The 25,146-nt window shown below is 71.8% G+C and carries 26 protein-coding genes; 6 read left to right on the forward strand and 20 right to left on the reverse strand.

Annotated elements, in window-relative coordinates; genetic code table 11:
- Positions 1-44 precede the first annotated feature (44 nt).
- Entirely contained in the window at positions 45-698 is a 654-nt protein-coding gene (locus O7608_RS26290; protein WP_289207120.1) for a DUF2752 domain-containing protein, read from the reverse strand.
- 29 nt (positions 699-727) lie between these two features.
- The gene (locus O7608_RS26295; protein ID WP_289207121.1) at positions 728-1,978 is read right to left on the reverse strand and encodes a winged helix-turn-helix domain-containing protein; all 1,251 of its coding nucleotides are present in this window, start codon (positions 1,976-1,978) and stop codon (positions 728-730) included.
- A gap of 250 nt (positions 1,979-2,228) precedes the next feature.
- Between O7608_RS26295 and O7608_RS26300 the strand changes: the two genes are divergently transcribed.
- Both O7608_RS26300 and O7608_RS26305 read left to right on the forward strand, forming a co-directional pair.
- The gene (locus O7608_RS26300) at positions 2,229-2,507 is read left to right on the forward strand and encodes a YggT family protein (protein WP_282226295.1); all 279 of its coding nucleotides are present in this window, start codon (positions 2,229-2,231) and stop codon (positions 2,505-2,507) included.
- Between the two features lie 113 nt (positions 2,508-2,620).
- Positions 2,621-3,196: a GNAT family N-acetyltransferase gene (locus tag O7608_RS26305; RefSeq protein WP_289207122.1), complete on the forward strand. Its 576-nt coding sequence runs from the start codon at positions 2,621-2,623 to the stop codon at positions 3,194-3,196.
- A gap of 53 nt (positions 3,197-3,249) precedes the next feature.
- Here the strand turns inward: O7608_RS26305 and O7608_RS26310 are convergent, their stop codons facing one another.
- Positions 3,250-4,497 (reverse strand): helix-turn-helix domain-containing protein, encoded by a 1,248-nt coding sequence (locus O7608_RS26310; protein ID WP_289207123.1) that lies wholly within the window; start codon positions 4,495-4,497, stop codon positions 3,250-3,252.
- Between the two features lie 305 nt (positions 4,498-4,802).
- Here O7608_RS26310 and O7608_RS26315 point away from each other — a divergent pair, with 305 nt between their 5' ends.
- From O7608_RS26315 to O7608_RS26325, 3 genes are read left to right on the forward strand one after another with little or no spacing between them, the layout of a single operon-like run.
- A complete protein-coding gene (locus tag O7608_RS26315) occupies positions 4,803-5,183 on the forward strand; it encodes a hypothetical protein (protein WP_289207124.1) in 381 nt (126 codons plus the stop codon).
- Positions 5,180-5,896, forward strand: a complete 717-nt coding sequence (locus O7608_RS26320) for a GOLPH3/VPS74 family protein (protein WP_289207125.1) — start codon at positions 5,180-5,182, stop codon at positions 5,894-5,896. Before O7608_RS26315 ends, O7608_RS26320 begins: the two co-directional genes overlap by 4 nt.
- Positions 5,893-6,261, forward strand: a complete 369-nt coding sequence (locus O7608_RS26325) for a hypothetical protein (protein ID WP_289207126.1) — start codon at positions 5,893-5,895, stop codon at positions 6,259-6,261. Before O7608_RS26320 ends, O7608_RS26325 begins: the two co-directional genes overlap by 4 nt.
- Positions 6,262-6,326: 65 nt before the next feature.
- Here O7608_RS26325 and O7608_RS26330 read toward each other — a convergent pair whose 3' ends face one another.
- Positions 6,327-7,571 (reverse strand): glycosyltransferase 87 family protein, encoded by a 1,245-nt coding sequence (locus O7608_RS26330; RefSeq protein WP_289207127.1) that lies wholly within the window; start codon positions 7,569-7,571, stop codon positions 6,327-6,329.
- Positions 7,572-7,602: 31 nt separating this feature from the next.
- Here O7608_RS26330 and O7608_RS26335 point away from each other — a divergent pair, with 31 nt between their 5' ends.
- Positions 7,603-8,223: a GNAT family N-acetyltransferase gene (locus O7608_RS26335; protein ID WP_289207128.1), complete on the forward strand. Its 621-nt coding sequence runs from the start codon at positions 7,603-7,605 to the stop codon at positions 8,221-8,223.
- 17 nt (positions 8,224-8,240) lie between these two features.
- On the opposite strand, the gene dapB is transcribed toward O7608_RS26335, so the two are convergent.
- The 16 genes from dapB to rimP form a co-directional block, all read right to left on the reverse strand.
- Entirely contained in the window at positions 8,241-9,020 is a 780-nt protein-coding gene (dapB, locus tag O7608_RS26340; RefSeq protein ID WP_289211042.1) for a 4-hydroxy-tetrahydrodipicolinate reductase, read from the reverse strand.
- 53 nt (positions 9,021-9,073) lie between these two features.
- Complete coding sequence (locus tag O7608_RS26345; protein WP_289207129.1) at positions 9,074-10,423, reverse strand: M16 family metallopeptidase; 1,350 nt, start codon at positions 10,421-10,423, stop codon at positions 9,074-9,076.
- Positions 10,424-10,434: 11 nt separating this feature from the next.
- The gene (locus tag O7608_RS26350) at positions 10,435-12,798 is read right to left on the reverse strand and encodes a polyribonucleotide nucleotidyltransferase (RefSeq protein WP_289207130.1); all 2,364 of its coding nucleotides are present in this window, start codon (positions 12,796-12,798) and stop codon (positions 10,435-10,437) included.
- Positions 12,799-13,028: 230 nt separating this feature from the next.
- The gene (gene rpsO, locus O7608_RS26355) at positions 13,029-13,298 is read right to left on the reverse strand and encodes a 30S ribosomal protein S15 (protein WP_278117399.1); all 270 of its coding nucleotides are present in this window, start codon (positions 13,296-13,298) and stop codon (positions 13,029-13,031) included.
- A 170-nt stretch (positions 13,299-13,468) separates the two neighbouring features.
- Positions 13,469-14,431, reverse strand: a complete 963-nt coding sequence (locus O7608_RS26360; protein ID WP_289207131.1) for a bifunctional riboflavin kinase/FAD synthetase — start codon at positions 14,429-14,431, stop codon at positions 13,469-13,471.
- Between the two features lie 76 nt (positions 14,432-14,507).
- Positions 14,508-15,350 carry a tRNA pseudouridine(55) synthase TruB gene (gene truB, locus O7608_RS26365; protein ID WP_421361287.1) on the reverse strand — a complete coding sequence of 281 codons (843 nt, stop codon included), beginning with the start codon at positions 15,348-15,350 and terminating at the stop codon, positions 14,508-14,510.
- A gap of 80 nt (positions 15,351-15,430) precedes the next feature.
- Complete coding sequence (locus tag O7608_RS26370; protein WP_289207132.1) at positions 15,431-16,771, reverse strand: MATE family efflux transporter; 1,341 nt, start codon at positions 16,769-16,771, stop codon at positions 15,431-15,433.
- 345 nt (positions 16,772-17,116) lie between these two features.
- Positions 17,117-17,329 carry a DUF6186 family protein gene (locus O7608_RS26375; RefSeq protein WP_289211044.1) on the reverse strand — a complete coding sequence of 71 codons (213 nt, stop codon included), beginning with the start codon at positions 17,327-17,329 and terminating at the stop codon, positions 17,117-17,119.
- Between the two features lie 2 nt (positions 17,330-17,331).
- On the reverse strand, positions 17,332-17,739 hold the full coding sequence (locus O7608_RS26380) for a hypothetical protein (RefSeq protein ID WP_289207133.1): 408 nt from the start codon (positions 17,737-17,739) through the stop codon (positions 17,332-17,334).
- A gap of 115 nt (positions 17,740-17,854) precedes the next feature.
- A complete protein-coding gene (locus tag O7608_RS26385) occupies positions 17,855-18,859 on the reverse strand; it encodes a DHH family phosphoesterase (RefSeq protein WP_421361289.1) in 1,005 nt (334 codons plus the stop codon).
- A 26-nt stretch (positions 18,860-18,885) separates the two neighbouring features.
- Positions 18,886-19,395, reverse strand: coding sequence for a 30S ribosome-binding factor RbfA (gene rbfA, locus O7608_RS26390; RefSeq protein ID WP_289207135.1), 510 nt, complete (start codon positions 19,393-19,395; stop codon positions 18,886-18,888).
- Between the two features lie 58 nt (positions 19,396-19,453).
- Positions 19,454-19,747, reverse strand: coding sequence for a DUF503 domain-containing protein (locus O7608_RS26395; protein ID WP_289207136.1), 294 nt, complete (start codon positions 19,745-19,747; stop codon positions 19,454-19,456).
- Between the two features lie 113 nt (positions 19,748-19,860).
- A complete protein-coding gene (gene infB / locus O7608_RS26400) occupies positions 19,861-22,842 on the reverse strand; it encodes a translation initiation factor IF-2 (RefSeq protein WP_289207137.1) in 2,982 nt (993 codons plus the stop codon).
- 93 nt (positions 22,843-22,935) lie between these two features.
- Complete coding sequence (locus O7608_RS26405; protein ID WP_353850466.1) at positions 22,936-23,268, reverse strand: YlxR family protein; 333 nt, start codon at positions 23,266-23,268, stop codon at positions 22,936-22,938.
- Between the two features lie 9 nt (positions 23,269-23,277).
- A complete protein-coding gene (nusA, locus tag O7608_RS26410; RefSeq protein ID WP_289207139.1) occupies positions 23,278-24,315 on the reverse strand; it encodes a transcription termination factor NusA in 1,038 nt (345 codons plus the stop codon).
- Complete coding sequence (rimP, locus tag O7608_RS26415; RefSeq protein ID WP_289207140.1) at positions 24,312-24,980, reverse strand: ribosome maturation factor RimP; 669 nt, start codon at positions 24,978-24,980, stop codon at positions 24,312-24,314. Before rimP ends, nusA begins: the two co-directional genes overlap by 4 nt.
- Positions 24,981-25,146: the final 166 nt, after the last annotated feature.

Here is a 25,146-nt window from a genome sequence, read left to right on the forward strand (position 1 = left end):
CTCGGACTCTAGTTGTCGGCCCGCGCCACGAGCAACACGGGCAGTCAGACGTAGAACCAGGTGAACGGCGGCCACGGCAGGTTACGCAGCACCGAGAAGGCCAGCCACGCGCCGAGGAACCAGCCGATCACCTTCGGGGTCATCGCCAGCTGCGGCAGCCGCCACCGACCCATGTGCTGGCCGGCCCAGGCGACGTAGACGTAGAGCAGGAACGGGATCGCGAAGACCAGCAGGACGTGGTGCCGGGCGGCCGCACCCAGGTCGCCGTTGAGCAGGTACCAGACCGCCCGGGTGCCGCCGCAGCCGGGGCAGTCCAGCCCGGTGGTCAGCTTCAGCAGGCAGGTCGGGGCGGCCTCGGCGGTGCTGGTGGCCGGGTCGGTGAGCACCGTGTAGCCGGCGGCGGCTCCGATGCAGCCGAGCACCGCCAGCGGGGCCAGCCAGCGGGGCGACCGCGCCCAGACGTTGTTGACCCAGCGGGTCAGCCGGTCCGGCTGCGGCTGCGGCGGGTAGCCGTAGCCGTCCGGGTACGGCTGGGCGTACCCGTGCGGGTGGGCGTGGGGTGGCGGTGCATGGTGCCCGTGTGGGTCGGCGTACCCGGGCGGGGTCGGGTCGGTCGACGGCGTCGGGCCGGTCGACGGCGGCGTCGGCTGCTCGTCGACGGCGGCTGCGCTCGCGGCCGTGCCGTCCTGACCCGCCATCGCCCCTCCTCCTGCACCACCGGAAGATCTCACGGTACACCGACCGTGCCACGCGCACCGGCGGCAGTCAGCGCCCGGGACAACGGTCCGGCCAGGTCGCCGCCGACCGGTGCGGCGACCTGCGCCAGGCCGAGCCAGCCGGCCAGCCGGACCAGCTCGTCGGCCAGGGCCGCCGCGGTCTGCTGCGGGTCGGTGGTGGCACCGGGCACCGGCCAGGCGGCCGGCACCCGCAGCACCCCGGCCGGCCGGTCCGCCTTGAGGTCAACCAGGGCGGTGAGCCGGTCGCCGTCGAGAAACGGCAGTACGTAGTAGCCGTGCACCCGCTGCGCGGCCGGTACGTAGATCTCGATGCGGTACCGCAGCCCGAACAGCCGCTCGGTGCGGGCCCGCTCCCAGACCACCGGGTCGAACGGGCTGAGCAGCGTGGCGGCCCGGATCCAGCGCGGTAGTCGGGTCTGATGGTGCAGGTAGGCGGTCTGCGACCAGCCCTGCACCCGGACCGGGCGCAGGATGCCGTCGGCGACGAGGTCGGCCACGACCGGCCGGACCGCAGCCGCCGACAGCCGGAAGTAGTCCCGCAGCTCCGGCTCGGCGGCCACCCCGAGGCAGCGGGCGGCGATCTCGACCAGCTGCCGGTGCGCCTCGGCCGGGGTCGGCGTCGGCGCGGCGAGGACCCGGGGCGGCAGCACCCGCTGCGGTACGTCGTAGCGCCGCGCGAAGGTGCTGGTCCGCCCGGCGGAGGTGATCTCGCCGGCCCAGAAGAGGTACTCGAGGGCGGTCTTGACCGCCGACCAGTTCCACCCCCAGTTACCGGTGGGACGGACGGTGTCCTGCTCCAGCTCGGCGGCGGTGACCGGACCTCGGGCGCGTACCTCGTCGAGCACCCGGGCGACCAGCTCGGGCTGCTCGACGGCGATCCGTCGGACCCCGCCCCAGGCGTCGTCGCGGGCGCGGGCCATCCGCCAACGCAGCGCCGGCTGCAGGTCGACCGGGATCAACGACGCCTCATGACCCCAGTACTCGAACAGCTCCCGGGGCGCGTGCCCGGCCGCCCGGTCCAGCAGGTCGGTCGGGTACGGACCGAGCCGGCTGTACAGCGGCAGGTAGTGGGCGCGTTGCAGGACGTTGACCGAGTCGATCTGGATCAGCCCGACCCGGTCGAGCACCCGACGCAGGTGCCGACGGGTCGGCACGCCGGTGGGCGCGGGGTCGGCGAAGCCCTGGGCGGCCAGCGCGATCCGGCGGGCCTGGGCGAGTGAGAGACTGTCTGGTGCGGGCATCGTCACGCAAGCTACCGCCCCGGTACGACACGTTGGCCGGGCGCCGGTGTCGTCCGGCCGCCACGTCCGAAGATCAGTTGTCGTAAAACCCGAACGACACCGGCGTGTCGGCCGGATCCGCGTCAACTGATCATGGTGGACAGCGCTCCGGCTGATCGGAGTCCGTTCGCCCTGCGGTGAATCACAGCTACTCCACACCATCGCCAGGCATAGTGGAACGCTCACCGCCTGGCACTGGAGGTCTGCCCCGATGGGTCCCCTGTTCGCTCTGCTGAGCCTGCTGCTGCTGATCTTCCAACTGCTGCTCATCGGCCGCGCGATCCTCGACTGGAGCACGGTGCTGGCCGGGCCGAGCGCCCGCGACTCGCTGCGCTCCCGGGCGACCGTCGCGTTGCACACGCTGACCGAGCCGGTCCTGGCCCCGGTCCGCCGGGTGCTGCCGCCGGTACGGGTCGGCGGGGCCGCCATCGACCTGTCCTTCATCGTGGTCTTCGTCGCCATCGTGATCATCCGGGCGGTGCTGCCGTGACCCGACCGGCACCGGCGACGGCCTGGTCCCTACGGCCGACGGCACCGGCCACCCGGAGGCGACACCCGACAGCGCTGCTGGACGTCCGGGGCGAATCAGGATAGAAAGCCCATATGCCAGAAGTCAGGCAGGAGACCCCGGACGACGCCGAGGCCATCGCAGCCGTCCACGTCCGCGCGTGGCAGGCCGGCTACGCCGGACTGGTCCCCGCCGACGTCCTCGACCGCCTCAACGTCGCCGCCTGGGCCCAACGCCGCCGCGACGTCGGCACCGCCGACCCGGAGCAGCCGTTCCGCACCCTGGTCGCCACCGACGGCGGACAGATCGTCGGGTTCAGCACCTACGGCCCGTACCGGATCGACCAGGACCGGGACAACGTCGACCCGACGTACGGCGAGATCGTCAGCATGTACGTCGACCCGACCCGCTGGGGCACCGGGATCGGCCGCACCCTGCTCGCCGCCTCGATCGCCGGGCTGACCGGCCAGGGCTGGCGGGCCATGCGGCTGTGGGTGCTCGACGGCAACCAGCGTGGCCGGCGCTTCTACGAGTCGGCCGGGCTGCGCCCCGACGGGCACCGCAGCGTCTACCAGGTGCCCCGGTCACCGGGGCAGACCCCGGTCGGGCTCGACGAGCTGCGCTACCTGGCCCGGATCACCGGCGACCGGATCCTCGCCCTGGCCGGCTGACCGGCGATCGGAAAGCCGCCCCCCGATGAAGGATCGCCTGCCATCATCGAATGTTACCCGGCTTCAGCGAAGGCACGGATCTCAGCCCGCAACTGATCGGCCTTCCGGGTGCCGGCGAATCGCTTGTTCCCGAGTATGTCGACCATGCGCCCGATACGTTTGTGAATCCACGAGATGCGGCGCTCCGGCGGAAGATCGAGCACCGGGCGAACGGCGGCCGCAGCCTCATCCAGCTTGCCGACCTTCAGGTAGGCGGTTCCCTGATAAACGCGCGCCAGTGCTTCGTCGTCCAACGATCGATTCTCCTCAGATCCATTCTCCCAAAGCCGAATTGCCTCAGAAGCTTCCCGGACTGCCCGATCTGCATCGGAAGCTTCATCCAGCCAGATCAGGCTACTGCCGGCATAATAGTGCTGCTTGGCTTCACTGAAGCCGAAAATTCCGCGTTCCGATGCCCTCGGGATCAACTTCTCCCGCTCGTGTTGCACCTGGTCGAGGGCTCGGTTGCTGCCGGCTGAGTCCCCAAGGTTCGCCTTGCACTGGGCGTACCCGCACAGCAGGCGCAACCTACTCGCGCTGGCGGTGGAGTGCGCGAGCCCGTCGGTGACGGACGCGAGAGCTCGACTGTAGTCGTCATCGAATCTGGCTATGAGACTCTGGGTTCCCCGCACCCAGGCCCGAAGCTCGCGATCGCCCGAATTCTCGGCGCAGATCATCGCTGCATCCGCATGTGTCATGGCTACCGCCGACTCTCCGAGGTCGAGAGCAGAGTATGCGAGAATGCCTTGAAGGCGGCCAGCTATCTGATACAGGTCGGCCAGTTCATTCGGCCGGTACTGGCGGCTTCGTAGGCGGCGCAGGACGTCACTCCGTAGCTCCACAGCGGAACGCAGCATCGGCGCCGGCGCGGTGCCGAGGTAGGCAATCGAAAGCCGGGTCGTGGCTCGTTCGAGATCGGCCAGATCCATGGACTCTTCCACGGAAGCGATCATCTTCAGCGAGTCTCTGGTTGAGGCGGTCAGCATCCGTCCGGTCGCCAGATCCTTTTTTCGCTCCTCGGCCGTGTCTTTCCACGCTGCCACCAGGGAGCCATCAGCGCCCAATTCCCGGTCCGCAAGCTCAGCGAACTGCCGTTCAGGAAACTTCTCGCCTTGTTCTACCTTCCCAATGTAGCCGCGATTAAATCGTATCCGTTCACCAAGATCGCGAAGTGACCACCCCCGACCGATCCGGCGCGCCCGCAGCGCACGACCGAAGTGGGCCGGGTAACTCTCGTCGGTATCTCCTGGCTGTGGTGCCATCGCGGCCTCCCCGCTGTCGCCCATCGCTGCCTACAGCCTCCAGGCGACAGATTACCCCTGCAAGTTTGGATCGGCATCGTCCAGTGTGGGTCTGACATAGGCGGGCCATCATGTCGTTGATCAATCACCTCGCACACCTGACGCCGTGGCGCTCGCCCGTGCTGCAGCTGAAACCGCTGTACGCAAATCGATCAAGTGGCCTTTGGAGGAGCGTTGTGGGTTTTGTTTGCAGCCGTGGTCGGTCTGCTCGTTGGCGTGGTGGGTGGGTTCGTGTTGTGCCGGTGTCGGCACCGGTGGTGTCCGGTGTGCGGGCAGACGTTGACCTGCCCGGACTGCACCGCCCCGATCGACCGGACCTGGGGCACCACCACGCCACCGCCACCGCAGTCAAGCCCGCGCGGGCGGCGGCACCGCAACCAGGCCGGGGTGCAGCACCGGTGACCGGCCGCGACGACGTGCTGCACGTGCCCGTACGGCCGGTCTGGTCCTGTTCGGGGTGCGGGCCACAGGTCGACTGGCCGTGCGAGTACGCCCGCGCCGAATTGACCGCGAACCTGGACCCGATCTCGCGCAGCATGTACGCGGCCGAGCGGATGGTGGAGGCGATCGCCGACCTGCCGGCCGAGGCGACGCCGGGGGAGCTGTTCACCCGGTTCCTGGCCTGGACGAGGCGGGCCGCCCGGTGACCGTCTACCGCACCTGCACCCGCGGCTGGTCCACCACCACGCCCGCAGCGGCACCGGCGGCGCTGGCGGAGCCGGCCGTACCGCTGCCGCCGACCGGCTGGCTCGCCGACGAACTGTTCCTGATCGCCCACGACGACGTGACCGGCGCGCTGCGCGCGCCGGACCGGACCGTCGGGCGGGGGCTGGCCGCCGCGATGCTCGCCGACCTAGCCTTCGTCGGCGCGGTCACGGTCGCCGCGACCGGCAACCTCGTCACCGGTACGGCCGCGCCGGGTGCCGTCGACGCGTGGGGGCGGACGGTGCTGCGCTGGATCGACACTGACGCGCCGCACCCGCCGGCCGCCTGGATCGACCGGCTCGCCGGGCACGCCTACCGCAGTGTCGCCGACCGGCTCACGGTCGCCGGGGTGGTCCGGCCGCGCACGGTCCGCCGCTGGTGGCGTCGGGAGACCGCGTACCCGCCGGTGGACACGAACGTCGCGGCCTGGCCGTGGGCGCGGTTGACGATGCGGGTACGCCGCCGCACCCGCCTCAGCGCGCACGACAGCGCGTTGGCCCGACTCTGTCTGGCGACCGGACTCGGCGGCTACGTCCTCGGCGCGGACACGTCGACCGCCCGCCGGCAGCTGCGGCAGCTGCTCACACCCGTACCGCCGGGGGTCGACGAGCTGATGCGGCATCTTGCCGCCGCCGACGGACGGAGCCGGCGGTGACCACGACCGCCGGCCCGACCAGACCGGCCGGCGCGGTGCGAGTGCGGCGGGCCGGGGTATACGACGTGCCGCGCCTGGCCCGGGTGTCGGCAGACGGCCCGGCTGTGGCGGATCACCAGCCATCACTGCGACCGGTTACTCCAGCTCGCGACCTGCTGCGGCACCGCCACCGGATCTGCGACAACGCCGACATCGCCAGCTACCTGGTCGCGACCAGCCCTGCCGCCCGCGACCTCTACCTGCGCCACGGCTACCGGCCCACCATCCGACACCCACTGGCATTGCCGCACAACGGAACGCCGCTGTGGCCGATGTGGCGGCAGCCGCACCCGACCAGCCCAAGCACCGACACCGCCGCACGATGACCCGCGCGCAACATCGAGGTGAGGCTGACGCACGTCATCTTCGCGCGTCTTGACGTGCGTCAGCCTCACCTCGATGTGATCCCTCGACCGGCGGCCGGCTGCGGCCAGGTCGCGGAGCGGTCCAACTGCCGCACCGGCAGCACCAGCAGCAGCCCGATACTGATCCAGACATAGGCGTTGCTGCCCAGGAAGCCCAGCAGATCCGCGGCATCCTGATTACGCCAGATCCAGACGAACCGGCTGATCAGCACCAGGTAGCCGGCCACGGCGAAGCCGAGCAACGCCCGCCGCCGCCGGGACCGCGCCGGTGCCGCCAGCGCGTTGTCCACCAGCAGGATCAGCGCCGGCAGCAGCCACACCAGGTGGTGCACCCAGGTGACCGGGCTGACCAGGCAGCCGACCACACCGGTCAGCGCCAGCCCGGTCGCCTCGTCCCCGGCGACGACCGCGCGGCGGCAGCGCCACGCCCACCAGAGCACCGTCACCAGCACCAACGCCAACCAGGCGACCGTACTCGGGTGCAGCGGGTCGATCCGGGCGACGACCCCCCGCAGCGACTGGTTCGAGACGAAGTCCAACGCACCGACCCGGTCGGTGTTCCACAGCGCCTGCGTCCAGAACTCCCGGGAGGCGTCCGGGGCGAACGCCGCCGCGAACAGGGTCGCCACGGTCGCCGTGGCGGCGGCGGTGAACGCGGCCCGGAAGCGGCGGGTGACCAGCAGGTAGACGATGAAGATGCCGGGCGTGAGTTTGATCGCCGTCGCCAGCCCGACCCCGACGCCGGCGAGCCAGCGCCACCGCTGCGGCACCGGCGACCCGGCCGCCACCAACCAGAGCAGGTCGGCCGCGACCAGGAACAGCAGCACCGTGTTGACCTGGCCGAAGTTGACCGTCTCCCGCATCGGCTCGTACGCGGCCACCAGGCAGACAGCGAGCGCGAAGGCGAACCAGCGGGTCCAGCCCTCGCGGCGGGAGATCGGGTCCACCAGCCACCACAGCAGCAGCGCGCTGGTCACCACGGCGAGCTTCACGCTGACCACGATCGCCAGGTGCCACGGCAGCAGTGCCATCGGCGACATCACGAACGCGGCGAACGGCGGGTACGTGAACCCGTACTGGCTGAACGGCTTCATGTGGTCGTAGAGTTCGCCGCCGTCGCGCAGCCAGTGGTGCATCGCGCCGTAGTAGACCTTCAGGTCGAAGAAGCCGTGCCGCTCGGCGGCGACGGCGAGGAAGCCGGCGACGACGACCACGCAGGCGACGACGATCGCCACCTGCCGGCCGGTACCCCCGGTGGCCCGCTGCGGCATGGCCGTCCCCCTGTCCGTACGCTGACCAGTCATGGCGCTCGGATATGTCCGTCCTGCCCGACCGGGCGACGCTGGTGAGATCGCCCGCCTCCAGTTGGCCACCTGGCGGGTCGCCTACCGTCGGCTACTGCCCCGGCAGGTGCTCGACGAGGTGGACGAGGGCTGGCTGGCGCAGCAGTGGGATGCCGCGATCACCAGCCCGCCGTCGCCGCGACACCGGGTGCTGGTCGCCGTCGAGCAGGCCGAGCAATCGTATCTGGTGGGCTTCACCGCCTCCGGCCCGGTCGACGAGCAGGCCCTGGCCCCGCAGGAGCCGGCCGAGGCGCTCGGCGACGGGGTCGCCGCCGTCACCGACCTGCTCGTCGAGCCGCGCTGGGGGCGACGCGGGCACGGCAGCCGGCTGCTCGCCGCCGCCGTCGACCTGTGGCGCGGCGACGGCTTCGACACCGCTGTCGCGTGGGCGTACGAGCGGGATCCGGCGACCCGCGCGTTCCTCGGCTCGGCCGGCTGGGAGCCGGACGGGGCGACCCGGGCACTGGACGTGGCCGACATGCTGGTGCCGCAGTTGCGGCTGCACGTGGCGATCCCACCGGAAGCACCGGAACAGGCCGACACACCCGACCAGGCCGACCCGCCGCCCGCTGGCGAGTGAGCTGACGGTCGGCGGGCTCAGTCGAGCAGGCTGTCCAGGCCGACGGTCAGCCCGGGGCGTCGCGTCACTTCCCGTACCGCCAGCAGCACGCCCGGCATGAACGACGCCCGGTCGTACGAGTCGTGCCGGATGGTCAGGGTCTCCCCCGCCGTGCCGAACAGCACCTCCTGGTGGGCGACCAGTCCGGCGGCCCGTACCGAATGCACCCGGATGCCGTCGATCGACGCGCCCCGGGCACCCGGCACCTCGGCGGTGGTCGCGTCCGGCATCGGCCCCGAACCGGCGGCCGCCCGCGCCGCCGCGATCACCCGGGCGGTGTGCCCGGCGGTGCCACTCGGCGCGTCGACCTTCGCCGGGTGGTGCTGCTCGATGATCTCGACCGACTCGAAGTACCGGGCAGCTTTGGCGGCGAACTGCATCATCAGCACCGCGCCGATGCCGAAGTTGGGGGCGATCACCACGCCGACCTCGGGGGCCCGGGTCAGCCAGGACCGGACCTCGTCGAGTCGGGCGTCGGTGAACCCGCTGGTCCCGACGACCACGTGGATGCCCCGGTCGATGCACCAGCGCAGGTTGTCGAGCACCGCGTCGGGGTTGGTGAAGTCGACGACCACCTCGGCGGCGGCCGCGTCGGCGATCGGATCGCCCTGGTCGATCGTGGCGACGAGGTCGAGTCCGTCGGCGGTGTCGACCGCCCGGCAGACCTCCAGACCCATCCGGCCCCGGGCGCCGAGCACACCGACCCGGACCGGTGCCCCGACCGCCCGGCCGGCGCCGGCGGTAGCCGCCGGCACCATGGTCACATTCGCACCATCTTCGCTCACCGGCACAACCTATCCCACCCGGCGCGTCACGGTCCGGACAGCGTCGCCGACTCCACCGGGCCGATGACCGCCAGCGACATCGGCCGGGTGAGCAGGTCCGCGGCGACCGCGGCGACCTGTTCGACGGTCACCGCCGCGACCCGCTGGAGCAGGTGGTCCACCGGCAGCTGTTCGCCGTAGAGCAGCTCACCCTTTGCCAGCCGCCCCATCCGGGAACCGGTGTCCTCCAGCCCCAGCACGTAGCCGCCCCGGCTCATGCCCTTGCCCCGGGCGAGTTCGTCCGGGGTGATTCCGTGCGCGGCCATCGCCGCCAGCTCGGCGCGGACCAGGGCCAGCACCTCGTCGAGGCGGGTCGGCGCGCAGCCGGCGTAGACGGCGAACGTGCCGGCGTCGGCGTACTGGCTGGCGTAGGAGTAGACCGAGTAGGCCAGCCCGCGCCGCTCCCGGACCTCCTGGAACAGCCGACTCGACATGCCACCGCCGAGGACGTTGTTCAGTACGCCGAGGGCGAACCGCCGATCGTCGGTGCGGTGGATCCCGGAACCGCCGAGCACCAGGTGGGCCTGCTCGGTCTCCTTGTGCCGCAGGACCACCCGGGGCGGCCGGGTCCGTACCGCCGGGGTCGCCGCCCGGGGCGGATCCGGCTGGCCGGGCCGTTCGGCGTCGAGCGGGCTGCCCCGCAGCGCGGCCCGGACCTGGCGGACCACCGTACGGTGGTCGAGGTTCCCGGCGGCGGCGATGACCATCGCCCCCGGGGTGTAGCGGCGACGGTAGAAGTCGTTGATCTGCCGGCGGGTCAGCGCCGAGATGGTCGCCTCGGTGCCGGAGATCAGCCGGCCGAGCGGGTGCGACCCGAAGACCGCCTCGGCGTGCAGGTCGTGGACCTCGTCGTCGGGTTCGTCGTCGTGCATCGCGATCTCTTCGAGGATCACGCCGCGTTCGGTCTCCACGTCGGCCGGATCGATCACCGAGTTGGCGACCAGGTCACAGACGACGTCGATGGCCAGTGGCAGGTCCTCGTCGAGCACCCGGGCGTAGTAGCAGGTGTACTCCTTGGCGGTGAAGGCGTTGGTCTCGCCGCCGACCGCCTCGATCGCCGAGGAGATCTCCCAGGCGGTACGCCGGTGGGTGCCCTTGAACAGCAGGTGTTCCAGGAAGTGCGAGGCACCGGATCGGGCGGGCGTCTCGTCGCGGGATCCGACGCCGACCCACACTCCGAAGGAGACGCTGCGCATCGCCGGGATCGCCTCGGTGACCACCCGCAGCCCGTTGGGCAGCACGGTACGGCGTACCGTGCCGCCCAACGGGTCGGTGGTGAGTGTCCGGGTCACCGGCCGGGACCTGCCCCGGCCGGTGACCGGTGCGGTCCGAGCCATGCCGGCCGGCGTCAGCTGTGCCGGTTGCGGCGGCGACGCGGCTCCCCGCCGTCACCGTCGCCCCGGCTCGGGCCACGGTCGCCCCGCTCGCGGTCGCCCCGGTCGCGTGGCCCACGGTCGCCCCGGTCCCGACCGCCGGGCCGGTCGCCGCCGTCAGCGGCCTCGGCACCACCTTCGGCGGCCGGTGCCTCGGCACCCTCCGGGCGGACCTTGTCCAGGTAGATCTTGCCCCGGGCGTCGATGTCGGCGATGGACACCTCGACCTTGTCGCCGACGTTGAGGTGGTCCTCCACCCGCTCGACCCGCTTGCCGTCGCCCACCTTGGAGATGTGCAGCAGGCCGTCACGGCCGGGCAGCAGCGAGATGAAGGCGCCGAACGCGGCGGTCTTGACGACCGTACCGAGGAACTTGTCGCCGACCTTCGGCAGCGTCGGGTTGGCGATCGCGTTGATCCGCTCGACGGCGGCTTCGGCCGACGGCCCGTTGGTGGCGCCGACGTAGATGGTGCCGTCGTCCTCGATGGAGATGTCCGCGCCGGTCTCGTCCTGGATCGCGTTGATGGTCTGGCCCTTCGGGCCGATCACCATGCCGATCTTGTCGACCGGGATTTTCACCGTGGTGACCCGGGGCGCGTGCTCGCTCATCGCGGCCGGGCCCTCGATCGCCTGGCGCATCACCTCGAGGATGGCCAGTCGGGCCTCGCGGGCCTGCTGCAGCGCACCGGCCAGCACGTCCGACGGGATGCCGTCGAGCTTGGTGTCGAGCTGCAGCGCGGTGACGAACTCGGGCGTGCCGGCGACCTTGAAGTCCATGTCACCGAAGGCGTCCTCGGCTCCGAGGATGTCGGTCAGCGTGACGTAGCGGGTCTGCCCGTCGACCTCGTCGGAGATGAGCCCCATCGCGATGCCGGCCACCGGGGCCTTCAGCGGCACACCGGCCGACAGCAGAGCCAGCGTCGAGGCGCAGACCGAGCCCATGCTGGTCGAGCCGTTGGAGCCCAGCGCCTCGGAGACCTGGCGGATCGCGTACGGGAACTCCTCCCGGGTCGGCAGCACCGGCACCAGGGCCCGCTCGGCGAGCGCGCCGTGGCCGATCTCGCGCCGCTTCGGCGAACCGACCCGGCCGGTCTCCCCGGTGGAGTACGGCGGGAAGTTGTAGTTGTGCATGTAGCGCTTGGACTTCTCCGGGGAGAGGGTGTCCAGCGTCTGCTCCAGCCGGAGCATGTTGAGCGTGCTGACGCCGAGGATCTGGGTCTCGCCACGCTCGAACAGCGCCGAGCCGTGCACCCGGGGCAGCACCCCGACCTCGGCGGTCAGCGGCCGGATGTCGCGCGGGCCGCGGCCGTCGATGCGGACCTGCTCGCGGAGCACCCGGGCGCGCACCTCGGACTTGGTCAGCGACCGGAAGGCCGCGCCGAGCTCCTTCTCGCGTCCCTCGAACCGCTCGGCGAGCTCGCCGGCGACCTTCTCCTTGATCCGGTCGAGGGCGTCCTCGCGCTCGGCCTTGGAGGCGATCTTCAGCGCCTCGGCGACCTCGTCGCGGCCGGCGGTCACGACCGCCTCGTAGACGTCGTCGGCGTAGTCCAGGAAGACCGGGAACTCGGCGATCGGCTTCGCCGCGACCTCGGCCAGCTCACTCTGCGCCCGGCACAGCTCCCGGATGGTCGGCTTGGCCGCCTCCAGCCCGCTGGCGACGACCTCCTCGGTCGGCGCGCTGGCGCCACCGGCGATCAGACCGACCGCCTGCGGCGTGGCCTCCGCCTCGACCATCATGATCGCGACGTCGCCGTCGGGCAGGGCCCGGCCGGCGACGACCATGTCGAAGGTGGCGCGGGCCAGCTCGTCGAGGGTCGGGAAGGACACCCACTGACCGTCCACGTGGGCGATCCGGGTCGCGCCGATCGGCCCGGAGAACGGCAGGCCGGAGAGCTTGGTGGACATCGACGCCGCGTTGATCGCGACGACGTCGTACGGGTGGGCCGGGTCGAGGGCGAGCACGGTCTCGACGACCTGGACCTCGTTGCGCAGGCCCTTGGCGAAGGTCGGCCGCAGCGGCCGGTCGATCAGCCGGCAGGTGAGGATCGCCTCCTCGCTGGGCCGGCCCTCGCGGCGGAAGAACGAGCCGGGGATCCGGCCCGCGGCGTACATCCGCTCCTCGACGTCGACGGTGAGCGGGAAGAAGTCGAGATGCTCACGCGGCTGCTTGCTCGCCGTGGTGGCGGAGAGCACCACGGTGTCGCCCAGCTGGGCGATCACCGAACCGGCGGCCTGACGGGCCAACCGGCCGGTGGAGAAGGTGACCTCGCGGGTGCCGAAGGACCCGTTGTCGATCACTGCGGTACTGCGTTGGGTGCCGAGAGTGTTCTGCTCGGTCATGGTGATGTCGCGCTCCTTTACGCGTCGTGGGCCACGACCTCGGGGAGCTGCTCAACCGGCCGGTCTTCGATCGAAGCGCCCGGGGGAGCCGGCGGTGCCGGCTGGCCCGGGGGCCACTACCGAGGACCGGTACGTTGACCGGCTCCCGTCAACGGGTGGGTCGTGGTGGCCCGGTGTCGGGTGGTGGTGCGGCGCGGCGGCACCGTCACCGGTGCCGCCGCGCCGTCACGTCACCGCCGCAGGCCGAGTCGCTCGATCAGCGACCGGTAGCGGTTGATGTCCTTCTTCTGCATGTAGTTGAGCAGCCGGCGACGCCGACCGACCAGCAGCAACAGACCACGACGGCTGTGGTGGTCGTGCTTGTGCACCTTGAGGTGCCCGGTGAGGTCGGCGATCCGCTTGGTCAGCACCGCGACCTGGACCTCCGGCGAACCGGTGTCCGCCTCGGCGGTGGCGTACTCTTCGCGGATCTTGCGCTTGGCTTCCTGATCGAGCGCCATGGTCTCCCTGATCTGTGTGGGGGTGTCCCTCGCCTCGCACCCGCGGCGTCGTGCAGGCACGCGAGACGACACGTCGGTGTTCCGACGCCGGGTTCAGGCTACCAGCAGGTCGCCGCGCGGGATCGCAAGGCCACGGTGGGTCGCCCCGGCCGGGTCGTCAGGCGTCGCGTTCAGGCGCCGAGAACCGCCCGCACCTGGGCGACGTCGGCGTTCATCTGGGCGACCAGCGGGCCGACGCCGTCGTAGCGACGGGTCTCCCGCAGCCGGGCCACGAAGTCGATCGCCACCTGCTCGCCGTAGATGTCGCCGTCGAAGTCGAGGATGAAGGCCTCGACCCGTCGGTCGCGGCCGGCGAAGGTGGGGTTGGTGCCGATCGAGGCCGCCGCCGGCAGCCCTGGGCCTCCCCCGCTGAGCCCGTCGGGGCGTACCGGGCCGTCGGAGCGGACCAGGCGGGCCGCGTAGATGCCGTCGGCCGGCACCGCCACGTGTTGCGGGGTGAGCAGGTTCGCGGTGGGGAAACCGATCTCACGGCCCCGCCGGTCACCGCGCACCACCACGCCTTCGAGCCGGTGCGGGCGTCCCAGCGCGGCGGCCGCTGCGGTTACGTCACCCGCGTCGATACAGGCCCGGATGTACGTCGACGAGAAGATCGTCCCGTTGTCACTGACCAGACCCGCGCCCTCGACCGCGAACCCGAAGGTCCGGCCGAGCTGCTCCAGCAGCGCCACGTCACCGGTCGCCCGGTGACCGAACCGGAAGTTCTCCCCCACCACGACCACCGCCGCGTGCAACTGCTCGACCAGCAGGTCGTGGACGAACTGCTCGGCGGTCAGCCGGGAGAACTCCATGGTGAACGGCAGGACGCAGAGCACGTCGACGCCGAGCGCCTCGATCAACTCGGCCTTGCGCGCCGGGCCGGTCAGCACCGCCGGGTGGCTGCCCGGTCGGACGACCTCGGCCGGATGCGGGTCGAAGGTGACCACCACGGACTGGATGCCGAGGTCACGGGCGCGTTTGACGGTGTGCCCGATGATCGCCTGATGTCCCTGGTGGATGCCGTCGAACACGCCGATGGTTACCACCGACCGCCCCAAGCCACCACTGGCCGCCGTCACGCCCCGCCACCGCTGCATTGTGCCTCCCGCCTGTGGTGCCACGTGTCTGTCGTAAGGGCTGCGCCGACCGGGGCCACCGGCCGCACCGATGCTGTCACGCCGGGGCCAGCACGATCTCCGCGCGGGCCCGACCGCCCCGTTCGGAGACCACCGCCAGCAGCTCACCGGCCGGGTCGAAGACCGCGTACGGACCCGGCTGACCGACCGGCGGGATCGGGCCGCCGTGCCCGAGCACCCGCGCCTCGTCGGCGCCCACCTCCCGCCGGGGCAGGATCCGGTCGGCGGCGGCGGCCAACGGCAGCCGCACCACGTCCGGGGCCTGCTGCTCCAGCTCGGCCAGGGTCGCCGCCTCGGCGAGGGCGAAGCCGCCGACGGCGGTGCGGCGCAGCGCGGTGAGATGTCCACCGACCCCCAGCGCCGTACCGAGGTCACGGGCGATCGCCCGAATGTAGGTGCCGGACGAGCAGTCCACCGCCACGTCGACGTCGACGTGGCGGTCGTCGTCGGGCCGTACGGCCAACGGGTCCAGCCGGGAGACGGTCACCCGACGGGCGGCCAGCGCCACGTCCTCGCCAGCGCGGACCCGCTTGTACGCCCGCTGCCCGTCGACCTTGATGGCGCTGACCGCGCTCGGCACCTGGTCGATCTCGCCGGTCAGCGCGGCAAGGCCGGCCCGGATCCGCTCCGGGGTGACGTCGGTCACCGCTGTGCGGGCGGTGACCTCGCCCTCGGCGTCGTCGGTCGTCGTCGACACGCCCAGTCGGATCGTGGCGGTGTAACTCTTCCCCGCGCCGATCACATAGGTCAGCAGCCGGGTGGCCCGGTTCACCGCCACGATCAGCACTCCGGTCGCCATCGGGTCCAGGGTGCCGCCGTGGCCGACCCGTCGGGTCCCGGCCAGCCGCCGGATCCGGGCGACGACGTCGTGCGAGGTCATCCCGGCCGGCTTGTCGACCACGATCAGTCCGTGCGTACTCACGACTGCCAAGCCTGCCAGATCCCACCGCGCCACGGCGATCAGGTCCGGTCCACCGGCACGCCGAGCACTGCCCAGCGCGGTGACCGCAGCCGGGCGACCAACCCGACCAGCCGCACGAGCATGAACAGACCGAGCCCGGCCCAGATGCCGGCCAGGCCCAGCTGCAACGCGTAGCTGGCCCAGATCGCCGGTAGGAAGCCGCCGAGGGCCGCTCCGATCGTCAGGTTCCGCAGATAGCGCAGGTCACCGGCGCCGATGAACACCCCGTCGAGAGCGAAGACCACACCGGCGACCGGTTGCAGCGCCACGAACCACGGCCAGACCAGCATGGCCTGGTCGTGCACGGCCGGATCCGGGCTGAACCAGCCGGGGACCACCGGGGCGCCGAGGGTGAACACCGCCGCGAACACGACTCCGGCGCCGGCACCGAGCCAGACCAGGCGGCGGGCGAGCAGCCGGGCACCCACCGCGTCACCGGCACCGAGCGCGGCGCCGATCAGCGACTGCCCGGCGATCGCGAGGGCGTCCATCGCCAGCGCGGTGAAGAACCAGAGCTGGATGGCGATCTGGTGGGCGGCGACCGGGGCGGTGCCGTACCGGGCCGCCACGGCGGTCGCGGACAGGAAGCTCGCCTGGAACGCCGCGCCCCGGATCAGCAGGTCGCGGCCGACGGCCAGGTGCGTCAGCAGGTGCTGCGGCCGGGGGCGCAGCGGTACGCCGGTCCGGATCAGGGCACGCACGAACAGCGCGCCACCGAGGGTCTGCGCGACCACGTTCGCGACCGCTGAGCCGACCAGGCCGAGGCCGGCCGGGTAGACCAGCAGCGGGCAGAGTACGGCGGAGATCCCGTTGGCCACCAGGACGTACCGCAGGGGGCGGCGGGTGTCCTGGACCCCGCGCATCCACCCGTTGCCGGCGGCGGCCAGCAGCAGACCGGGCGCGCCCCAGGCCGCGATCCGCAGCCACTGGGCGGCGGCGTCGGCGACCGGGCTGCCCGGGCCGGCGAGTCCGGCGGTGACCGGGCCGGCGGCGAACTGCGCGGCGACGGCGAGTGCCACCCCGACGGCGAACGCCAGCCAGGATGCCTGGACACCTTCGGCCTGGGCCGCCGAGGCGTCACCGGCACCGAACCGGCGGGCGGCCCGGCCGGTGGTGCCGTAGGCCGCGACGGTACCGAGCCAGGCGGCGACGGACATGACGGTGCCACCGACGGCGACTGCGGCGAGCGCGGTGGCACCGAGGCGGCCGACCACGGCCGTGTCGACCAGGACGTACAGCGGCTCAGCGGCGAGCACCACCAGGGCGGGCAGCGCGAGGTGCGCGATCCGCCGGTGGGACACCTGGCGCGGGGCGGTCCCCGGCCCACGGGCACTGGTCATCGACGCAGAGCATCGCAGCCGATCAGTAAGGACCGCTGTTGCCTACGTCACTTACGACGCGAGCAGCCTGCTACTGGCGGGTGTCCATCGACATCTGCAGTGCCCGGCGGGCCTGCTCCCGGGCGTCGTCGGTGGTCTCGGGCTTGGGCTTGCTGGGCATGGCGACACGACCTTCTCGCATAGTGGACACGGGACGCCAACAGCGACAGAGCCGGGATCTCCGGGTCGCGACCAGGCGAGCAGAACGCGGGCAGGTGTGGCCAGCGCCACACCCAAGCTATCGTTCAGGTCCACATCCTGCCCACCGTTCCCATGATGTGGAAGAATTGCATCGCCGTCCGTCGATCACCTGGCGAAGAAGTGCCACCCGACCCACCACCAGAAGCCGAGCACCCCGAGGCGCCCGACCGGTACCTTGCCCACCTCGTACTGCATGACGTAGGCACAGACGTCACCGAACGACGGGATGCGCGAGCCCGGCCGGCGGGCGAGCACCTCCACCGCCACGAACAGGGCGACGGCCAGCACGAAACCGCCGACCACGACGATGCGGGCCATGCTCATCGACGCACCAACGCCCAGAACGCGGCGAGCCAGGCGAAGTATCCCGCGCTGCGGGCGAGCGGGGCCTCCAGCACCGGGTCGGCCAGCTTCGAGAAGGTCGGAAAGTCCTCGGTCGAGCCGAGCGCGAAGGTCGCCGACTCGAAGACGGTGAAGACCGCGACCGGCAGCACCCACCAGACGGCGCCGTCGCCGAGACGGCGCGGTGACGGCCGCCGGGGCACCCTGCTGGACAGGCCGATCCAGATCAACGCGCCGCCGGTACCGATGGTGTAGAGATTGGCCGCCGTCGAAAATGACGGCAGTTGCCCGCCGACCAGCGACAGCACGGCGATGACCGGCATCGAGACCACCGGCCGGTCCCACGTCCGCGGCACGTCCGCGGCAAGCTCAGACGGCTGTTCCATCATCCGATTGTCCCCGCCAGCTCACGGCGAGTGAAGCAGGTCGGGCCGCCGCGCCCGCCGACCGTCCGGGCACCGATCGAGGCGACGTCGCGCGCGACCCCGCGACCGGTACGGATCAGTCCAGTTCGGCGCGGATCGCCTGGATCACGTCCGGTGCCGCGCCGACGCCGGTGAAACCGGCCGCGAGCCGGTGCCCGCCGCCGCCGAGCGCGACCGCGACCCGGCTCACGTCCACCCCGCCCTTGCTGCGCATCGACACCGCCCAGGTGGCCTCGGCGACCTGCTTGAGCACGCAGCTCACGTCGGCCTCGACGGTACAGCGGACCGAATCGATCAGCGCCTCCAAGACGTACGGCTGCTGATCGTAGGTCTCCAGATCGGCCAGCGTGGCGTAGGTCCAGACGAGCCCCCGCCCGCCGGCAGCCGTCGGCTCCAGAACGCTGCGCTGCAGCACCGCCCCGAACAGCCGGACCGCGCCGAAGGGACGGCTGTCGAAGACCCGCCGGGCGATCTGCGCGGGTGCGACCCCGGTGGCCAGCAACCGGGCGGCCAGTTCGTGCACGGCCGGGGTGGTCATCTCGAACCGGAACGAGCCGGTGTCGGTGACCAACGCGATGTACAGGCACTCCGCGATCTGCACGTCCAGCGGTACGCCGAGTCGGTCGAGCAGACCCTGCACCACCACCGAGGTCGCGGCGGCACCCGGATCCACCAGATGGATGCCGCCGAACCGGGTGTTGGAGGCGTGGTGGTCCACGACGATCGACGTCGGTGCCGACATCCGGTCGGCCAGCGTGCCCAGCCGGGAGGCACTGGCCACGTCGAAGCAGAGCACCAGGTCCGGATCGGACCACACCTCGTGCGGCGCGACCAGCAGGTGGGCGCCGGGCATGCCGTGCAGCGCCGGCGGCAACTGTTGCCCCCCGGGGTAGGCGGCCTGGACCTGGCGGCCGCCCAGCCGGCACAGCCCGAGGCCGAACCCGAGCATGCTGCCGAGGGCGTCGCCGTCCGGGTTCACGTGGCACAGCAGCAGCACCCGGCCACCGGCCGGCACCGCCTCGATCGCCGCCACGGCGGCCGCCCACTCGTCCTCGGTCGGCCCCGACACCCGGTCGGTCAGCGGACCGGCCGGCGAGGGAACGCTGATCATCGCGCCCGCCGCCCCGGATCCACCCCGTCGGCCGAGGCCGGCGCGGCATCGTCGTCCTCATCGGCCTCGGCCTCGTCGTCGTCCTCGTCGGCGTCCTCGCGGTACGGCTGGGCGTCCCCGGCGTACCGGGCGTTCGCCGCCAGACGCTGCACCTCGGCGTCCGCGTTACGGGCCGCCGCCAGCAGGTCGTCGATGTGCTTGGCGTGCTCCTGGACGTTGTCCAGGACGAAGGTGAGCGTCGGCGAGTGGCGCAGCCCCAGCGCCTTGCCGACCGTGCTGCGCAGCAGGCCGTTCGCGCTGTCCAACGCCGCCTTCGTACCGGCCTCGGCCGCAGCGTCGCCGAGCACGGTGTAGAACACCGTCGCGTCGCGCAGGTCGGCGGTGATCCGCGCGTCGGTGATCGTGATCATCCCGAGCCGAGGGTCCTTGATCTGGGTACGCACCACCGAAGCCACCAGCTCGCGCACGCGCTCGGCGTGCCGGCGTACCCGGGCTGGATCCGTCATCTTGCTACCTCCGCGCAGTCCGTCAACGTCTCGACCCTACCTGTGCCAGGTGCGGCGCTCAGTCGTCGACACCGTAGAGGCGACGGCGTACGGAGAGCAGTTCGATCTCGGGCCGGCCGGCCACCGTCCGCTCGCAGTTGTCGAGCACCTCGCGGACGTGTGCCGCGTCGGCGGCGACCACCGCGACCGCGATCTCGGCGCGGCCGTGCCGGTCGAGCGCACCGACCTCGGCCGCCGACACCTCGAACCGGCGCAGCGCGGCGACGATCGGGCGAACGTAGGAGCGTTTGGCCTTCAGCGACTGGGAGTCGCCGGGCAGCAACATGTCGAAGAGTGCGGTTCCGGTGAACATCGTCCCGCAGGATACGCCTGACCACGCCGCCGACGACGACCGACGGGCGGTCGGGACCGGCGCAGCTGCGCCGGTCCCGACCGCCCGTCGGGTCGCTGTGTCACCTCAGCGGGTCAGGCGCGAGCCTTCTCCCGCATCTCGAAGGTCTCGATGACGTCGCCGACCTGGATGTTGTTGTAGTTACCCAGGGTCAGACCACACTCGAAGCCCTCCCGGACCTCGGTCGCGTCGTCCTTGAAGCGCTTCAGCGAGCTGATCGTGACGTTGTCCGCGACCACCGCCCCGTCGCGCAGCAGGCGGGCCTTGGCGTTGCGGCGGATGACGCCGGACCGGACCATGCAGCCGGCGATGTTGCCGATCTTGGACGAACGGAACACGTCGCGGATCTCCGCGCTGCCCAGCTCGACCTCCTCGAACTCCGGCTTGAGCAGGCCCTTGAGCGCTGCGTCGATCTCCTCGATGGCCTGGTAGATGACGGTGTAGTACCGGATCTCCACGCCTTCGCGCTCGGCGATCTCCCGGACCTTGTTGGAGGCCCGGACGTTGAAGCCGATGATCGTCGCCGCTTCGGCGGACGCGCTCGCGAGCATCACGTTGCTCTCGGTGATCGCACCCACGCCCCGGTCCAGGATCCGCAGTTGGACCTCGTCCGGGATGTCGAGCTTGAACAGCGCGTCCTCCAGTGCCTCGACCGAGCCGGAGACGTCGCCCTTGAGGATCAGGTTGAGCGAGGTCTTCTCGCCCTCCTTGATCTGCTCCATGAGCGTCTCCAACGTGGCCCGACCGCGCGAGTTGGCGAAGCTCGCCGCCCGGCGGCGTGCCTGCCGCTGCTCGGCGATCTGCCGCACCGTACGGTCGTCCTGCGCGGCGAGGAAGGTGTCGCCGGCGCTGGGCACCGCGGTCAGACCGAGCACCAGCACCGGACGGGCCGGCCCGGCCTCGGAGACCTGCTGGCCGTTCTCGTCGAGCATCGCCCGGACCCGGCCGTGCGCCCCACCGGCGACGATCGAGTCACCGGTGCGCAGGGTGCCCTTCTGCACCAGCACGGTGGCCACCGCACCACGGCCCTTGTCCAGGTGGGCCTCGATCGCGATGCCCTGCGCGGGACCGTCGATCGGGGCGGTCAGCTCCAACGCGGCGTCGGCGGTCAGCAGGACCGCCTCCAGCAGGTCGTCGATGCCGATCCCGGGCTTGGCCGCCACGTTGACGAACATGGTCTCGCCGCCGTACTCCTCGGCGACGAGGCCGTACTCGGTCAGCTGCTGGCGGACCTTGTCCGGGTTGGCCTCGGGCTTGTCGACCTTGTTGACCGCGACCACGATCGGCACGTCCGCCGCCTTGGCGTGGTTGAGCGCCTCGATGGTCTGCGGCATGACGCCGTCGTCGGCCGCGACCACCAGCACCACGATGTCGGTGACCTGGGCACCACGGGCACGCATGGCGGTGAACGCCTCGTGGCCCGGGGTGTCGATGAAGGTCAACGCCCGGTCGACCCCGTCGTGCGGGACCTGCACCTGGTACGCACCGATGTGCTGGGTGATGCCGCCCGCCTCACCCTCGACCATCTTGGTCTTGCGGATGGCGTCGAGCAGCTTGGTCTTACCGTGGTCGACGTGGCCCATCACGGTCACCACCGGCGGCCGGCTGACCAGCCGGTCCGACGCGACCTCGGCGTCGAGGTCGATGTTGAACTGCGCCAGCAGCTCGCGGTCCTCGTCCTCCGGGCTGACGATCTGGATGTCGAACCCGAGGTGCTCACCCAGCAACTGCAGGGTCTCGTCCGAGCAGGACTGCGTCGCGGTGACCATCTCGCCCAGGTTGAACATCTCCTGGACCAGCGAACCCGGGTTCGCGTTGATCTTGTCTGCGAAGTCCGACAGCGACGCGCCCCGCGACAGCCGGACGACCTGGCCCTGGCCGCGTGGTGCACCCGAGCTCATGGTCGGTGCCGACAGGTTGTCGAACTCCTGTCTGCGCTGCTTCTTGGACTTGCGACCACGGGTGGGACGGCCACCGGGCCGACCGAACGCACCGGCCGTACCGCCACCACGGCCACGGCCGCCGCCACCGGGCCGACCGCCGCCACCGGCTGGCGCGCCGGGGCGGTAACCACCGCCGGCACCCGCGCCGCCACCGCCACCGGGACCGCCACGGAAACCACCGCCGCCGCCACCGCCACCGGGACCGCCACGGAAACCACCGCCGCCGCCACCGCCACCGGGACCGCCACGGAAACCACCGCCGCCGCCACCGCGACCGGCACCGCCGGGACCACCCGGACGCCCGGCACCGCCGGGACCACCGGGTCGACCCGGCCGCTGCGCCGGCATCGACGCCGGGCTCGGCCGGGGCGGCATCGAGGCTGGGCTCGGCCGGGGCGGCATCGACGCCGGATTGGGTCGGGGACCGCCACTACCGGCGGCAGGCCGCTGCCCGCCGCCCTGGGTGATGCCGAACGGGTTGTTGCCGCCGCTGCGGGCCGGCGGGCGGGCGCCCGGACGACCCGGCGTCGCCGACGGCGCACCGGGTGCGGGCGGACGGCCACCGGTCGACCGGCCCGCGGCCGGGCTGCCCGGCCGTGGCGGCACCGAGCCCGGACCGGGCTTGGGCCGTGGGCCACCCTCCGGCGGGGCGTCCCGACGGGTGGTGTCGCGCTGCTTCGCCGCCTGCTGGGCGGCCTTGACGTTCGCCTCCTGCTCGGCCTTGAGCGCGGCGGCCCGCGCCTCGGCGGCGGCCACCTCGATGTCGTGGGCGCTGGCCGGTTTGGCCACCGGTGCCGCCGACGGCGGCGGTCCGGGGACCGGGCCCTTGGGCCGCATCGACGACGGGGCGGCCGGTCGACGCGGCGGAGCCGGCTTGGCGGAGATCCTGGGTTCGGTGCCACCCGTCGACGGCGCGGCCGACGGGGCCGGTGCCGAGGTCGACGACTGGGCGGATGCCGCGAACGCACCACGGAGGCGTCGGGCGACCGGTGCCTCCACCGTGCTCGACGCGGATTTCACGAACTCGCCCATCTCCTTGAGCTTGGCGAGAACGGTCTTACTCTCGACCCCGAGCTCCTTGGCGAGCTCGTGTACGCGGGCCTTGCCTGCCACTGCACTCCTCACTCCGAGGTCGTGCGGGCAGCACCCGCAGCGACCTCACTCGTGCACTTGAAGCCTGATCATTGCTGGGACTTCATCGTGTGCTCATGTCGGTCGTCCTACCTTGCTGTGCGACCCTCGTCCGGCCGGATGACCGGACGTAGCGGTTGACGCGCGAATGTGCTCAGCCAGCTCACCGGAGTCCACGACACCGGTGACGCGCAACGCCCGCCCGAAAGCGCGACGCCGCTGTGCCAGCTGCAGACACGCCGGATCGGGATGCAGGTGCGCACCTCGCCCCGGCAGACCACGGATCGGATCGGGTCGCAGGCGCAACTCGTTCTCGCCCCCCACCACGACGAACCGTAGTAGCTCGTGAACCGGTGCACGTCGCCGACAGCCCACACAGGTGCGCTCCGGCGACGCACGTCGTACCACGAAGAAAGTCTACCCCGCCGCGCCAGAGACCGCGCCGCCCGGTTCCGGAGCAGGGTCGCGTCCGGCGGGCGCCGCCTCGGTATCCGGGCGAATGTCGATCCGCCAACCGGTCAACCGGGCAGCAAGGCGGGCATTCTGCCCCTCCCGGCCGATGGCCAGCGACAACTGGAAGTCCGGCACCGTCACCCGGGCAGTACGGCTGGCCAGATCGACCACCTCGACCCGTAGCGCCTTCGCCGGAGACAGGGCGTTGCCCACGAACGTCGCCGGGTCGTCCGACCAGTCGATGATGTCGATCTTCTCGCCGTGCAGTTCACTCATCACCGCCCGGACCCGCTGACCCATCGGCCCGATGCAGGCGCCCTTGGCGTTCACGCCGGGCGTCGTCGACCGTACCGCGATCTTGGTACGGTGACCGGCCTCGCGGGCGATCGCGGCGATCTCCACGGTGCCGTCGGCGATCTCCGGCACCTCCAGGGCGAAGAGCTTCTTCACCAGGTTCGGGTGCGACCGGGACAGCGTGATCTGCGGACCACGGAAGCCCTTGGCGACATGTACCACCACACACCGGAGCCGCTGTCCGTGCGGGTAGCTCTCCCCCGGCACCTGCTCGGGTGCCGGCAGCACCGCCTCCAGCTTGCCGAGGTCGACGGTGACGATCCCCTTCTCGGTCCGCGCCTCGTGGGCCTGGACGATCCCGGTGACCAGGTCACCGTCACGTCCGGCGTACTCGCCGAAGTGCACCTCGTCGGTGGCCTCCCGCAGCCGCTGCAGGATCACCTGCTTGGCGGTCATCGCCGCGATCCGCCCGAAGTCGTGCGGGGTGTCGTCCCACTCCCGAACCACCACGCCGTCGTCGCCGACCTCCTGGGCGTACACCAGCGCCATGCCGCTCTTGCGGTCGATCTCGACCCGGGCCTGGGCCTGGGCGCCTTCGGTGTGCCGGTACGCGGTCAGCAGCGCGGCCTCGATCGCCGCGAGAATCGTGTCGAACGGGATCTCCCGCTCGCGCTCCAGTGCGCGCAGCGCCGCGAGGTCGATGTTCACCTCTCCTCGTCCTCCACTTCGTCGTCGGTCGAGCCGTCGAAATCCGCCAGGTCGTCGTCGAAATCCGCGAGGTCGTCGTCGACGACCTCGTCAAGGCGGTGGAACTCCACCTGGACCCGGCCGGGGCCGAGATCCGCGTACGGCCACTGCCGCACCGATCCGTCCACGTCCAGGCTGACCGAGGCGTCGTCGGCGGCGACGACCCGGCCGGTCACCTGACGCTGGGCCGCGCTCACCCGGACCAGCCGGCCGACGTTGCGCCGCCAGTGCCGGGGCAACCGCAGCGGACGGTCCACCCCGGGCGAGCTGACCTCGAGTTGGTACTCACCGACGACCAGATCCGCGCCGGCGGTGGACTCGGCCTCGTCGAGAGCCGCCGAGATCGACCGGGAGACCTCCGCCACCGCGTCCAGACCGACGCCGCCGTCCGCGTCGACGATCACCCGGACCAGGTGGCGACGCCCCGCCCGGGACACCGACACGTCCTCGAGGTCGAAGCCGGCGGCCACGACCACCGGCTCGATCACCGCGCGCAGGCGGTCGCGCCGCACGACCGGCTCGACCCGGGGGCGCGGGCCGCCCTCGGGACGGGAGCGGGTCGCGGCGGCAGGCCGACGGGAGCGGGAACCGGGTGACCTGCCACCGGCACGGTCACGCTGTGTCATCTCCGCACCCTTCCACCGTTATCGTCTTCGACATGCGCCGTCACCACTGCGGCGGCATCGCCGGATGCGGTTCATCCGGGGCTGGGCAGAGCGTAACGCGCCCCCGAAGGGATCGACCGCCCGGCGCACCGACGAAACCACCCGGGGCGACGCGTGGGTCGACCAC

The organism is Solwaraspora sp. WMMA2056 (assembly GCF_030345095.1).
Lineage (GTDB): Bacteria > Actinomycetota > Actinomycetes > Mycobacteriales > Micromonosporaceae > Micromonospora_E.

Excerpts from the sequence above, each read along its gene's own strand:
- dapB (WP_289211042.1), bottom strand. The coding sequence starts at position 9,020 with ATGGTGCCGGCGGCTACCGCCGGCGCCGGCCGGGCGGTCGGGGCACCG.
- rimP (WP_289207140.1), bottom strand. The coding sequence starts at position 24,980 with ATGACACAGCGTGACCGTGCCGGTGGCAGGTCACCCGGTTCCCGCTCC.
- O7608_RS26300 (WP_282226295.1), top strand. The coding sequence starts at position 2,229 with ATGGGTCCCCTGTTCGCTCTGCTGAGCCTGCTGCTGCTGATCTTCCAA.
- rbfA (WP_289207135.1), bottom strand. The coding sequence starts at position 19,395 with ATGACGGATCCAGCCCGGGTACGCCGGCACGCCGAGCGCGTGCGCGAG.
- O7608_RS26350 (WP_289207130.1), bottom strand. The coding sequence starts at position 12,798 with ATGACCGAGCAGAACACTCTCGGCACCCAACGCAGTACCGCAGTGATC.
- O7608_RS26395 (WP_289207136.1), bottom strand. The coding sequence starts at position 19,747 with ATGTTCACCGGAACCGCACTCTTCGACATGTTGCTGCCCGGCGACTCC.
- O7608_RS26380 (WP_289207133.1), bottom strand. The coding sequence starts at position 17,739 with ATGGAACAGCCGTCTGAGCTTGCCGCGGACGTGCCGCGGACGTGGGAC.
- O7608_RS26295 (WP_289207121.1), bottom strand. The coding sequence starts at position 1,978 with ATGCCCGCACCAGACAGTCTCTCACTCGCCCAGGCCCGCCGGATCGCG.
- truB (WP_421361287.1), bottom strand. The coding sequence starts at position 15,350 with ATGACCTCGCACGACGTCGTCGCCCGGATCCGGCGGCTGGCCGGGACC.
- rpsO (WP_278117399.1), bottom strand. The coding sequence starts at position 13,298 with ATGGCGCTCGATCAGGAAGCCAAGCGCAAGATCCGCGAAGAGTACGCC.
- O7608_RS26290 (WP_289207120.1), bottom strand. The coding sequence starts at position 698 with ATGGCGGGTCAGGACGGCACGGCCGCGAGCGCAGCCGCCGTCGACGAG.
- O7608_RS26345 (WP_289207129.1), bottom strand. The coding sequence starts at position 10,423 with ATGGCTCGGACCGCACCGGTCACCGGCCGGGGCAGGTCCCGGCCGGTG.
- O7608_RS26370 (WP_289207132.1), bottom strand. The coding sequence starts at position 16,771 with ATGACCAGTGCCCGTGGGCCGGGGACCGCCCCGCGCCAGGTGTCCCAC.
- O7608_RS26335 (WP_289207128.1), top strand. The coding sequence starts at position 7,603 with ATGGCGCTCGGATATGTCCGTCCTGCCCGACCGGGCGACGCTGGTGAG.
- O7608_RS26330 (WP_289207127.1), bottom strand. The coding sequence starts at position 7,571 with ATGCCGCAGCGGGCCACCGGGGGTACCGGCCGGCAGGTGGCGATCGTC.
- O7608_RS26310 (WP_289207123.1), bottom strand. The coding sequence starts at position 4,497 with ATGGCACCACAGCCAGGAGATACCGACGAGAGTTACCCGGCCCACTTC.
- O7608_RS26305 (WP_289207122.1), top strand. The coding sequence starts at position 2,621 with ATGCCAGAAGTCAGGCAGGAGACCCCGGACGACGCCGAGGCCATCGCA.
- O7608_RS26375 (WP_289211044.1), bottom strand. The coding sequence starts at position 17,329 with ATGGCCCGCATCGTCGTGGTCGGCGGTTTCGTGCTGGCCGTCGCCCTG.
- O7608_RS26360 (WP_289207131.1), bottom strand. The coding sequence starts at position 14,431 with ATGCAGCGGTGGCGGGGCGTGACGGCGGCCAGTGGTGGCTTGGGGCGG.